Source organism: Ventosimonas gracilis, from assembly GCF_001580025.1.
GTDB lineage: Bacteria > Pseudomonadota > Gammaproteobacteria > Pseudomonadales > Pseudomonadaceae > Ventosimonas > Ventosimonas gracilis.
Genome location: NZ_LSZO01000206.1, coordinates 16,583 through 28,703 on the forward strand (window position 1 = coordinate 16,583; position 12,121 = coordinate 28,703).

The following is a 12,121-nucleotide window of genomic DNA, read 5'->3' on the forward strand; positions in this document are numbered from 1 at the left end:
AACAAGCCATGATCTATTTGCAGCGTACCTTTAAAGTAGAGCCGCAAGAACTGCCGCAAGTATTATGGTCGCTTTTATATGTACTTGCGCTATTTCTCGCCTGGTATTTACTACGCCCCATTCGTGACGAAATGGGTATTGCCGGTGGCGTACGCAATTTACCTTGGCTATTTACCGCCACGCTGATTGCCACACTGGCGTTAAGTCCATTATTTGCTTTGGCCGTGCGCAGGCTGTCGCGCCAGCGTTTTATTGCACTGTCTTATCGATTTTTTGCGGCTAATTTATTGCTATTTGCATTATTTTTGCAATTTGCTGCAAACAGTTGGCAGCTTTGGCTTGGGCGAGTATTTTTTATTTGGTCTTCGGTATTTAATCTATTTGTCATTTCTCTGTTTTGGTCGCTGATGGTCGATGTATTTAGCGGCGAACAAGGCAAACGGCTCTTTGGTTTACTGGCCGCCGGCGCTACCACCGGCGGTATTTTAGGCGCTTATACCGTATCACAATGGGTAGAACTTTTGGATAGAAGTGGCGTACTGCTGATGGCCATTGTTTTTTTGGAAATCGCCCTGCTGGCAGCGCAGCGCGTATTAGCCCTGTCACGTAAAAACAGCGCAAAGGCCATTAACAAAACCAGCGAACCACCCATTGGCGGTGGCGTGTTGTCGGCTTTTTCCCACTGTATGCGCTCGCCTTATTTAATCGGCATTGCGCTGTTTATGCTGCTGTACAGTGTGACTTCCACTTTTTTGTATTATCAGCAAGCGAGCATTATCGAATTAAACTTTGTTGAACGCGCCGAACGCACCGCTTTTTTAGCCAAGATGGATTTATGGAGCAATGGCCTTACTTTATTGCTGCAACTCTTTGTGAGTTCGAGACTGCTTTCAGCGGGCGGCATGGTATTAACCTTGATTATTTTGCCTTTGGTTAGCCTCGCCGGTTTTGCTGCGCTCACCCATAATCCCAATCTTATTACCTTAATGGTTGCGCAAGTGGCCAGAAGGGTTAGTAATTACGCTTTTGCCAAACCGGCGCGCGAAGTGCTGTTTACCGCCGTTAGCCGCGAAGACCGTTACAAGGCAAAAAATGTGATTGATACCGTGGTCTACCGTGCAGGCGACCAGGTCGGCAGTTGGAGTTATGCCGCGTTAATCGCGCTGGGTTTGACGTTGGCGCAAATCCCGTTGGTCGCCGTGCTGCTGTCTGTGCTCTGGTTGGGTTTAAGCATTTGGCTTGGGCGTCGTCATGCCAAGGCGCAATAAAGGCGCAGTCAGTACAATGGCGTTTTTTTAAAGCGTTACTTAAGCATGTGTGGACGCTACGCCCTGTTTCGTTGGACCGCAGAACTCGCCGCGCTGCCGGGGTTTCCGCCGCTGCAACCGGCTTGGAATCTTGCGCCGAAAAGCCAGGTGCTGCTACTGCGCAGACAAGGCCGCCAGCTTGAAGCGGCTTCGGCGCTTTGGGGGCTAACCCCGCCCTGGCTCACCGATTTAAGCCACGCCGCGCCGCACGCCCGCGCGGAAACCCTCGCCAGCACGCCGATGTTTCGTGAAGCCTTTGCCCGTCGTCGTGGCCTGCTGCCGGCCAATGGTTTTTACGAATGGCGCGGCATGGCGCGTAAACGCCCGTACTGGCTGCGTGCGGACGAGCCGCTGCTCTACTTTGCCGCGCTCTGGGAAAACTGGCCGGCAGGCGAACACAACTACTTAAGCGTGGCACTGATTACGGTCGCTGCCGGTAACAAGCGCCGCCCGCTGATACTGGATGAGGCGGTGCAATCGCTTTGGCTTGATCAAACCAGCAGCCCGGCGCATCTTGCCGAAGTGCTGCAAAGTCCACCGCCTGCGCTACGCGAGCGGGCGCTTTCGACCTTGGTCAACGACCCCGCATTAAACGGCCCAGAATGTCTGACCCCGGCTTAAGCTTTGACCCATCCGCCTTTCTCGCCACTTGCAGCCGCCTGCCCGGCGTCTACCGCATGCACAGCGAAAGCGGCGGGCTGCTCTATGTCGGCAAGGCGAAAAATTTAAAAAAACGCCTTTCCAGTTATTTTCGCTCCACCGGTCTGCCGCCGCGTAGCGCACGGCTGGTCGCGCAGATTGCGCAGATTGAAACCACCATCACCGCCAATGAGACCGAAGCGCTGCTGTTGGAACAGACGCTGATTAAAGAACAAAGGCCGCCCTACAACATCCTGCTACGTGACGATAAATCCTATCCGCATGTGCTGCTATCAAGCGGCGAATTTCCAAGACTTAGCATTCATCGTGGCGCGAAAAAAGCCAAAGGCCAGTACTTTGGCCCCTATCCCAGTGTTGCCGCCATCCGCGAAAGTCTGGCACTTTTGCAAAAAGCCTTTGCCGTACGCCAGTGCGAGGACAGCTACTTCAACAACCGCAGCCGTCCGTGCCTGCAATACCAAATCAAACGCTGCAAAGCGCCTTGCGTGGGCTTGGTGGATAGCCGCGAGTACGCCGAAGATGTGCGCCATTCGGTGATGTTCCTGCAAGGTCGCAGCAATTTACTGGTCGCTGAACTGGCCACAGCAATGGAGCAGGCGGCAAGTGCACTTAACTTTGAGCGAGCCGCCGTCCTGCGCGATCAAATCGCCATGTTAAGGCGGGTGCAAGACCAGCAGAGCATGGAAGGCGGCAGCGGCAATGTGGACGTGCTCGCCGCCGTGAGTGGGGCGGGCAGCGCCTGCGTTCACCTGCTCTGTGTGCGTGGCGGGCGCGTGCTGGGCAGCCGCAATTTCTTCCCGCAACTCGCTTTGGAAGAAGACGAAAGCGCCGTACTCGCGGCTTTTATCGCGCAATACTACCTGGGGCAGAGCGAGCGCGAACTGCCGCCGGAGCTGATCGTCAACCGCAGCCACGAAGACTGGCCGACGCTACAAGCCGCTTTGGCCTCGCAGCGCGGCACACAGCTTGCCATCAGATCGCGTGTACGTGGCACGCGCGCGCGCTGGCAGCAATTGGCCGTGACCAACGCCGAACAAGCACTTGCGGCGCGCCTCGCCGGACGCGAGCAAATCAGCGCCCGTTTTGCCGCACTGGCCGAAGCACTGAACCTGCCCGAGCCGCCGCTGCGGCTGGAATGCTTTGACATCAGTCATTCCAGCGGCGAAGCCACCGTCGCCTCATGCGTGGTATTTGGGCCAAGCGGGCCGCAAAAATCCGATTACCGCCGCTACAACATCGAAGGCATCGAACCCGGAGACGACTACGCCGCGATAAAACAAGCGCTGACCCGCCGCTTCGCGCGCGCTAAAAGCGGCGAAGGCAAACTGCCGGATATTCTCCTGATCGATGGCGGCAAAGGCCAAATGAAGCAGGCGCTCGAAGTGTTGCAGCAGCTCGCCGTACCACCTTTGATACTGCTTGGCGTAGCCAAAGGCGTGACGCGCAAGGCCGGGCTGGAAACGCTTTATCTGAATAGCCCGGAAAACCCGCTGCGCCTGCCCGCGCACTCGCCCGCGCTGCACCTTATCCAGCATATCCGCGACGAATCGCACCGCTTTGCCATCAGCGGCCACCGCGCCAAACGCGGCAAAACCCGCCGCACCTCAACGCTCGAAGACATATCCGGAGTCGGCCCCAAACGCCGCCGCGAACTGTTAACCCACTTTGGCGGATTGCAGGAACTCGCCCGCGCCAGTTTTGATGAAATCGCCAAAGCGCCCGGCATCAGCAAAAAACTCGCCGAAGCGATTTATGCCGCGCTGCACAGCGAATAGGTAGAATGCCCGTTTGCTTATCGCATTGGGTAAAGGCGAGAAACTTTGTGAATACCATCCCCAATATCCCCAATCTGCTAACTGCGCTGCGCGTATTATTAATACCGATTTTTATTGTGCTGTTTTATCTGCCTACCCCCGGCAATCATTTATGGGCGGCTGCGATATACGGCTTGGCGGCGATCACCGATTGGCTGGACGGCTATCTTGCTCGCCGCCTAAAACAAAGCACGCCCTTTGGTGCGTTTCTTGACCCGGTGGCCGATAAACTTATGGTCACAGTGACCTTGGTGTTGCTGGCTCACCAACAGGATAACCTTTGGCTCACACTTTGCGCGGTGATTATTATTGGCCGCGAAATTGTGATTTCCGCACTGCGTGAATGGATGGCGGGTATCGGCGCACAGGCGCAAGTTGCAGTCTCCTGGATGGGTAAATGGAAAACCCTGGTACAAATGAGTGCGCTGCCTATCCTGATTCTAAACCCGCCACCCTCCAGCGGTTTTTGGCCGATAACCGGCTATAGCTTGCTGCTGATTGCCGCCGTATTAACGCTTTGGTCCATGTACGAATATTTACGCGCGGCCTGGCCTTATTTAAGCGGGAAGCAATAACTTTAATCTTCCATCCCGGTCAACGGCGTAATACGCAGTGAATGGACGCGCCTGCTATTGGCGCTTAATACGCGAAAGCGCAAGCCGCCCTGTTCAATCACCTCATTACGCCGCGGCAAATAACCAAAGGCGTGCTCAATAAATTCGCCTAAATTGGCAAAGTGTTTTTCCGGCAATTCAGCGGGCATGGTGGCGTTAAAACGGCTGAGCGGGGTTTGTGCTTTAACCAGAAAATCGCCATTGGGCAATGGCCGAATGGCATTGCTGTCTTCGTCAACGTCATGTTCGTCTTCAATATCGCCGACAATTTGTTCGAGTACGTCTTCAATGGTAATCAATCCGGCCATACTGCCGTATTCGTCGATAACCACCGCCATATGGTTGTGATTGGTACGAAATTCGCGCAGCAATACATTAAGGCGTTTGGATTCGGGAACAAAGTTGGCCGGTCTTAAGCGTTTTTTTAAATCAAAACCCTCGCATGTGCCTTGAATAATCAGCGGCAGTAAATCTTTGGCGAGCAAAATACCGATCACTTCTTCGCCACTTTCATCGGTGACCGGAAAGCGCGAATGACCGGTTTCGATAATATTCGGCAGAAATTCAGCGGGACTTTGCCCGATTTTTATCAGCGCCGCTTGCGAGCGCGGCACCATAATATCGCGCACCTGCAAATCGGCGACCTGAATAGCGCCCTCAACGATAGACAGCGCCTCGGTATCCAGCAGGCCGTTTTCATGCGCCTCGCGCAGCAGTTTAAGCAGCCCTTTGCGGCTTTTTGGCTCTGCCGCAAAAAGCTGGCTTAGCCGTTCGAGCCAAGAGGTCTTGGCTTCGGGGTCATCGGTGTCTTGGTTCATTGTTCGTCTTGGTAAGGGTCGGGATAGCCCAGATCGGCGAGCAGTTCACGCTCGCGGTTTTCCATCCGTTGCGCTTGCAGCTCTTGTTCATGGTCGTAGCCCAGCAGGTGCAGGCAGCCGTGGATAAGCAAATGCGCCCAGTGCGCCTGCGCCGATTTGCCTTGCTCAATAGCCTCGCGCTCGATTACGGCAGGACAGAGGATAAGCTCGCCCAAAATCGGCAGGTCAACGCCAGGCAGCGGCTCAAACGGGAAGGACAATACGTTGGTCGCGTAGTCGCGCCCGCGAAACGCCATGTTAATCGCCCGCGCGGGTTCTTCATCGAGCAGGCTGATTTCCAGTTCCAGTGGCGGCTTTCGTTCACTTAACGCGGCGGCGCAGCAGCGCCGAAACAGCGCTTCATCGGGCACGGTCAAGCGGCTGTGGTTGTGCAGCTCGATACAAAGCTCAGACATGGCTGGCGGCGTCGTGGCGCTCGTAGGCTTCGACAATGCGCTGCACCAACGGATGGCGCACCACGTCTTTGGGCTCAAAATGGGTGAAGGAAATGCCCGCCACATCGCGCAGCACTTCGCTGACCTGCACCAGCCCGCTGCGCGTGCCGCGCGGCAGGTCTATTTGCGTGATGTCCCCGGTAATCACCGCGGTCGAACCAAAGCCGATGCGTGTCAGAAACATTTTCATCTGTTCGGTGGTGCAGTTTTGGCTTTCGTCCAAGATGATAAAGCTGTGATTAAGCGTGCGACCGCGCATGTAGGCGAGCGGAGCGATTTCAATCACTTGTTTTTCAATCAGCCGCGCGACCTTCTCAAAGCCCAGCATTTCGTAAAGCGCGTCGTACAGCGGGCGCAGATAGGGGTCGATTTTCTGCGCCAGGTCGCCGGGCAAAAAGCCTAATTTCTCGCCCGCTTCCACCGCCGGACGCACCAGCAAAATGCGCCGCACCTGTTCGCGTTCCAGCGCCGCCACCGCGCAGGCGACCGCGAGCCAAGTTTTACCGGTTCCGGCAGGACCTATGCCAAAGTTGATGTCGTGCTGCAAAATCGCCCGCACATAGCGCTGCTGGTTAGCGCCGCGCGGGCGGATTAAGCCTTTGCGCGTGGGCAGTGAAACCTGCGGCTCATCGGCAGGCGCCTCCAGCTCAGACTGCTGCAAAAACAGGTGCACGCGCTCCGGCGACAATTCGCTGTGCTCGGCTTCGCGCCACAGGCGCTTGAGCAGTTGTTCGGTGCTTTGGGTGTTTTCTGCGCTGCCTATCAGCTCAAACTGATTGCCACGATTGCGGATGCTCACTTCAAGACGCTGCTCAATCAGGCGCAGATGTTCGTCAAACTGGCCGCAAAGATTGGCAAATCGCTCGGTCTCGAAAGGCTCAAGGGTAAAACGTAAGGGGCTGTCCAAGGGAGGAAGGAATACCGGTTGCAAGAAAAGTGCGCAGAATAAACCTATCGGCTAAAGCTAGGCAATCAACCCGGCCTCGCGCAGCGCAGCACAGGCTTTGTGCTTTTGTGCGGCAACATCCGCAGCTAGCCGCCGTCCACGCATGGCGGCAAGGCGCTGGGTCGGCGGCGCGGCTTTGCGTTGTTGCAGACAGATCAGCGCTTGTTCGGCGCTAGCACGGTCGTTGCAGACCAGCGCAACATCAGATCCGGCAGCAAGCGATGCCTCGGTACGAGCGCGCAAATCACCGACGCAGGCCGCACCTTGCATCGTTAAATCGTCGCTAAAAATCAGCCCGTTAAAGTTAAGTTCGCCGCGCAAAATGTCTTGCAGCCAGCGCCGCGAAAATCCCGCCGGTTGTTCGTCCACTTGCGGATAAACCACATGGGCCGGCATCACCGCGGCAAGCGACGGCGCAAGCTGGATAAAAGGTTGCAGGCAACTTTGCCGTATCTGCTCAAGGCTGCGCGTATCAACCGGCAATGCCAAGTGCGAATCCGCCCTTACATAGCCGTGCCCGGGGAAGTGTTTGCCGCAAGCGGCCATACCCGCCTCGTTCATACCCTGGATAAAAGCCGCGGCCAGTTTCGTAACCTCTCCTGGCGAGGTGGCAAAGGCGCGATCGCCGATGACTTCGCTTGCGCCGTAGTCTAAGTCAAGCACTGGCGCAAAGCTAAAATCCAGCCCCACCGCAAGCACTTCAGAGGCCATCAAAAAGCCGCACTGCTGTGCCAATAGCTCGCTATTTGCGCCGCATTCGAGCAAGCTACGCATCGGCGGCAGGCGGACAAACCCTTCGCGCAAGCGCTGCACCCGTCCGCCTTCTTGGTCTACCGCCAGCAGCAAATCGGGGCGCACCGTGCGGATAGCGGCGCACAGCTCTTTTACTTGCTCGGGATGTTCGATATTGCGGGCAAATAAAATGACCCCGCAAACTTCGCGCTGGCGCAGTATGTGGCGGTCTTCAGTGCTTAACGTCGTGCTTTCAATATCCAGCATTAACGCCGCTTGCGGTTGATGGGTCATTTTCAGATTATTCCTTAAATTCAAATGCAGCCTGTTCAATAGTGAGCGGACAATTGAGCGGCACAAGCTCAAATAATTGCCGCATCGGCTCGCTGTGCAGTCTGATGCAGCCATGCGAACGGGCAATGCCCATCGGCTGCGTATCCGGCGTGCCGTGCAAATAAATGTAGCGACGAAAGGTATCGACCTGCCCCAAGCGATTGCGCCCCACCTCGCAGCCGGACAACCAAAGAATGCGCGTTAAAATCCAGTCGCGTTCGGGAAACTGCTGAGCGAGCGCCTCAGACCAAATCTCGCCCGTCCAGCGCCTGCCCGCAAGTACCGCCCCAAGCGGCAGCCCCGCGCCTATTTTCGCCCGCACAATATGCCGCCCGCGAGGCGTACAGCCCGAACCGTTTTGCTCGCCCGCGCCCTTGGCGGCGGTGGAAACCGGCAACCGCAAGCACAATTGCCCAGCCGCAAAGCCGTACAGGCACTGGTCGGCCAGCGAGATATGCAAAAAATCGAGTGTCATGGGCGAGCAGCTTAGGCGGCGTGTTCGCTCTGTACAAGCTTAAAGGGCTTGTGCGGCACGTTCCTTGGTAGTGCCCTCCTGGGAACACCTGCTCGTTGAATCCAAGAAGCCAATTCCTGTAATCAATTTGGGTCTATCCAATTTTCCACTTGCAATCCGCTGGATTCGTAGAGAGTGAAGTCCGCAAGGTTGTTGCTGACCAGCGGCACATCAAGAGCGATGGCGTGGGCTGCAATGAGCCGGTCAAAATTGGCCTTGCGGTTTGGGTGCTGCATCGTCAGCAGGGCATAGTGCTCTGCGGCCTTTCGGCAAAACGGAACAACTTCCAGCAATTCCAGCAAACCGTTGATGGCGGCAGCACCGTCCTTGTCCGTCGCGCAAAACAACTCGCCCCATGTGATCGCGCTGATGGCGATTTCTCCGCGCCTGTATTCGGCAAACCTGCCGATCACTTCGGGCGGCTGGCGCTTGGCAATATAGATGCAGATATTGGTGTCCAGCATCCGTTTAATCACGACCAGTCCCTTTCTTCTGCTTCAAACTCCGGGCGCAGCCCCGAATGGTGTTTCCCCAACTCCGCGAGCAACAAGGGGAGTCGTTCCAAGGTCTCCTCTTTGGGTTCGATGATGATTTTGTTGCCCCGCCTGTGGACGTTCAGTTCGGTCTTGGGCGGAAATGCCATGTGGGCCGGAATACGTACCGCTTGGGAGTTTCCGGCACGGAATTGTCGGGTAACAAAGACTTCAGGCATCTCCAAGTCCTCTGGTTTCGGCGTGATTGCTCATTGTGATCCCGCGTTATTACGAAGGCAACCCACATCATCCTGACTGACCTGAATTATCGCTTCGCTACTGAATCTTGCAGCCTGTTTTCGGTGCCCGTTGGACGCAAAATCGAACTGACATGTCCAACTCTGGCGGGCGCAGTACTGCTCCAGCACTTGCTTTTGCCGCTCCAGCTCGTCTTTTCCGACAGCCTTCCCGATGCTTCCCAACGCCGCAGCGTCGTGATCGAAACACCCCGCACTTGCGCCGCTGCTTATCAATCTCTCTATTTTGCAGAACCTAGCCAAGCCGAAACAAAATCATCAAAGCGGCTTTGTTTTGCGGCTTCAAGTTGGCTTTGCTCGTTAAGCGATTGTTTAATGCTCGCCTCAAAAGCCGCTTGTTGTTCGGGATTTAAGGGTTTTTCGGCGAAGTAGGCGGCGTGTTTTGCGCTTTGCTTTAGGGCAAAACCTGCAAAACCTTCACCGTTTTGCCGTAATTCGTCCAGTACCCTGGCCGATGGGGTTTGTGCCGGGTCTTCGAGTTTGGCCCTCTGGGCGGCGAGCACTGGGTTGTACAGGTTGCATCCTCCCGCGCGGTCTAACAGTTCGGCAATGGGTGCGCACTGTTGCAGAATTTGCTGCCCCCAATCGCGCAGTAAAACCGGCTTGCCGCGTTGATTAAGCATCAGCAAAGGTTCGCGGCCACGGCTGACGGTTTGCAGGAAGTTATCGGTCGAAGCCTGGCATTCGCCGTCTTCGAGCAGCGGGCTGTCTTGTAGGGCGCAGTAGAGCAAAAACACTTCTAAAAACCGCGCCTGCGTTTGGTCAATCCCGAGCGGCAGAAACGGGTTAATGTCCAGACAGCGCACCTCGATATATTGCACACCGCGGGCGAGCAGCGCGCTTAGCGGGCGTTCGCCGTTTTCGGTGACACGCTTGGGACGGATACTGGAATAGTATTCGTTCTCGATTTGCAGGATATTGCAACTGAGCTGCTGCCACTTTCCGCTTGCATTGTGCGTACCCTGCGCCGCATAAGGCGGCCAAGGGGTGGATACGGCGCGGTGCAGGCTGTCGGTATAGCTGGTCAAATCGTTGTAACAGGGCGTCAAGCTGCGCTGCGCGGCGCTTTGGTAGCCCAAATCACTCATCCGCAGACTGGTTGCCCAAGGCAGGTACAGCGTTTGCTCATCCAGCTTTTTAAGCTCGCCCTGCCCGTTTCGCATAAAACTACGGTCGAGCGCAGGCGATGCGCCAAACAGGTACATCAGTAACCAGCTATAACGGCGGAAGTTGCGGATCAGCGCGATATAGCACCGCGATTGGTAATCCTGCAAATCCCCGCAGGTACCTTCTTCTTGCTGTAGCAGTGCAAACAACCGTTCATCCAGGGAAAAGTTGTAGTGGATACCGGCAATGCACTGCATGGTTTTGCCGTAACGCAGCGCCAAACCTTTGCGGTAGATGTATTTGAGTTTGCCGATATTGGAGTTGCCGTAGCGGGCTATCGGTATTTCGGCCTCGGCGGGCAGCGGGCATGGCATGGAAGCGCTCCACAGCCGCTCGTTTTGCAGACGGCTTAGGGTGAAGCGGTGGATGCGCTCCAGCTCCTGCAAACAGGCCGTGCCGGATAGTGCCGGGGTAATAAATTCGAGCAGCGACTCGGAATAATCGGTGGTGATTTGTGGATGACAGAGCGCCGAACCCAAGGCCTTCGGATGCGGCGTTTGTGCCAATTCGCCGTCCAGAGTGACGCGCAGCGCTTCGCGCTCAATGCCGCGCAGTCCGGCGCTTAACAAAGGCCGGCCTTCCTGCGTATCGAGCAGGGCAAGGCGGCGGTGCAAAAGCTTATTCAACGCAAATTCCTTGTTATGGGTAAGTCCGATTAGCGCTTGAGTTTTTTCGCGTTGGCAAACAGCGCCGCCATTGCGCCATTGGCAGGGGCACCCGCTGGTTTGGCGGGTTTATTTGCCTTGGCGTTTTTTGGCGCCACGGTTTTTTCGCCGGGCTTGTCATGCAATCGCATGGACAGTGCAATACGTTTGCGCGCGGGGTCTACCTCCAGCACTTTGACTTTGACCAAATCACCGGCTTTGACCGCGTCATGCGGGTCTTTGATAAATTTTTCCGACAGTGCACTGATATGCACCAAGCCATCCTGATGCACGCCAATATCGACAAAAGCGCCAAAGGCGGCGACATTGGTGACCACCCCTTCGACCACCATGCCTAGCTGTAAATCAGCGATTTTATGAATGCCTTCGGCAAATTGTGCGGTTTTAAATGCGGGGCGCGGGTCGCGGCCGGGTTTGTCGAGTTCTTTTAAGATGTCGTTTACCGTCGGCAGACCAAAACGCTCATCGGCAAAGCGCTGCGCGTCAATGCTCTTTAAAAAGGCTGAATCGCCCATCAGGCTTGCAAGTTCACGTCCGCTTGCCTTGGCGATACGCTCAACCAAAGGATAAGCCTCTGGATGCACGGCGCTGGCATCCAGTGGATGCTCAGCATCCACTACGCGCAAAAAGCCCGCGGCCTGCTCAAAGGTTTTCTCGCCCAAGCGCGGCACTTTTTTAAGCGCTTGGCGCGAGCGAAACGCACCGTTTTGGTCACGAAACTGCACGATATTTTGCGCCAGCGTGCTGTTTAGGCCGGATACGCGCGAAAGCAGCGCCGTTGAGGCGGTGTTTAGGTTAACGCCGACCGCGTTGACGCAGTCCTCCACCACCGCATCCAGCGAACGCGAAAGTTTAAGTTGCGAAACATCGTGCTGATATTGCCCAACACCAATGGATTTCGGCTCGATTTTTACCAGTTCGGCGAGCGGGTCTTGCAGGCGGCGGGCGATGGAGACTGCGCCGCGCAAGGACACATCGAGCTCAGGAAACTCCTTTGCGGCCAGTTCCGAGGCCGAATAGACCGAAGCGCCCGCTTCGCTGACCATCACTTTGCTGAGTTTTAAATTCGGTAATTTGGCGAGCAACTCGCTGGCCAGTTGGTCGGTCTCGCGGCTCGCCGTACCGTTGCCGATGGCGATTAAATCCACCGCATGCTTGGCACAAAGCCCCGCAAGCCGCGCAAGGCTGCCGTTCCAATCGTTTTTCGGCGCATGCGGGTAAATAGTGGCGGTATCGAGCAGTTTGCCGGTCGCATCAATCACCGCCA

At 56.1% G+C, this 12,121-nt stretch carries 13 protein-coding genes; 4 read left to right on the top strand and 9 right to left on the bottom strand.

The window, feature by feature from the left end:
* Positions 1–8: 8 nt before the first annotated feature.
* From AXE65_RS11700 to pgsA, 4 genes are read left to right on the top strand one after another with little or no spacing between them, the layout of a single operon-like run.
* Complete coding sequence (locus tag AXE65_RS11700; RefSeq protein ID WP_153015467.1) at positions 9–1,268, top strand: NTP/NDP exchange transporter; 1,260 nt, start codon at positions 9–11, stop codon at positions 1,266–1,268.
* Positions 1,269–1,313: 45 nt separating this feature from the next.
* Entirely contained in the window at positions 1,314–1,928 is a 615-nt protein-coding gene (locus AXE65_RS11705) for an SOS response-associated peptidase (RefSeq protein WP_068392632.1), read from the top strand.
* On the top strand, positions 1,910–3,742 hold the full coding sequence (uvrC, locus tag AXE65_RS11710) for an excinuclease ABC subunit UvrC (RefSeq protein ID WP_068392635.1): 1,833 nt from the start codon (positions 1,910–1,912) through the stop codon (positions 3,740–3,742). The genes AXE65_RS11705 and uvrC overlap by 19 nt, the downstream gene beginning before the upstream one ends.
* Before the next feature lie 56 nt (positions 3,743–3,798).
* A complete protein-coding gene (gene pgsA / locus AXE65_RS11715; RefSeq protein ID WP_239685092.1) occupies positions 3,799–4,356 on the top strand; it encodes a CDP-diacylglycerol--glycerol-3-phosphate 3-phosphatidyltransferase in 558 nt (185 codons plus the stop codon).
* A 2-nt stretch (positions 4,357–4,358) separates the two neighbouring features.
* On the opposite strand, the gene AXE65_RS11720 is transcribed toward pgsA, so the two are convergent.
* From AXE65_RS11720 to AXE65_RS11765, 9 genes are all read right to left on the bottom strand, one after another.
* Entirely contained in the window at positions 4,359–5,213 is an 855-nt protein-coding gene (locus AXE65_RS11720) for a CorC family transporter (protein WP_068392642.1), read from the bottom strand.
* Entirely contained in the window at positions 5,210–5,668 is a 459-nt protein-coding gene (gene ybeY / locus AXE65_RS11725) for an rRNA maturation RNase YbeY (RefSeq protein WP_068392644.1), read from the bottom strand. Before ybeY ends, AXE65_RS11720 begins: the two co-directional genes overlap by 4 nt.
* Complete coding sequence (locus tag AXE65_RS11730) at positions 5,661–6,614, bottom strand: PhoH family protein (protein WP_239685091.1); 954 nt, start codon at positions 6,612–6,614, stop codon at positions 5,661–5,663. Before AXE65_RS11730 ends, ybeY begins: the two co-directional genes overlap by 8 nt.
* A gap of 57 nt (positions 6,615–6,671) precedes the next feature.
* On the bottom strand, positions 6,672–7,679 hold the full coding sequence (gene nagZ / locus AXE65_RS11735) for a beta-N-acetylhexosaminidase (protein ID WP_068392649.1): 1,008 nt from the start codon (positions 7,677–7,679) through the stop codon (positions 6,672–6,674).
* 7 nt (positions 7,680–7,686) lie between these two features.
* A complete protein-coding gene (locus AXE65_RS11740) occupies positions 7,687–8,193 on the bottom strand; it encodes a L,D-transpeptidase (RefSeq protein WP_068392651.1) in 507 nt (168 codons plus the stop codon).
* A gap of 122 nt (positions 8,194–8,315) precedes the next feature.
* Positions 8,316–8,696, bottom strand: a complete 381-nt coding sequence (locus AXE65_RS11745; protein WP_068392654.1) for a type II toxin-antitoxin system VapC family toxin — start codon at positions 8,694–8,696, stop codon at positions 8,316–8,318.
* Between the two features lie 8 nt (positions 8,697–8,704).
* On the bottom strand, positions 8,705–8,944 hold the full coding sequence (locus AXE65_RS11750) for an antitoxin (RefSeq protein ID WP_068392655.1): 240 nt from the start codon (positions 8,942–8,944) through the stop codon (positions 8,705–8,707).
* A gap of 299 nt (positions 8,945–9,243) precedes the next feature.
* Positions 9,244–10,815 carry a glutamate--cysteine ligase gene (gene gshA / locus AXE65_RS11760; RefSeq protein WP_068392657.1) on the bottom strand — a complete coding sequence of 524 codons (1,572 nt, stop codon included), beginning with the start codon at positions 10,813–10,815 and terminating at the stop codon, positions 9,244–9,246.
* 29 nt (positions 10,816–10,844) lie between these two features.
* Positions 10,845–12,121 (bottom strand): helix-hairpin-helix domain-containing protein (locus AXE65_RS11765; RefSeq protein ID WP_153015466.1); only part of this gene is annotated, 1,277 nt, incomplete at its 5' end.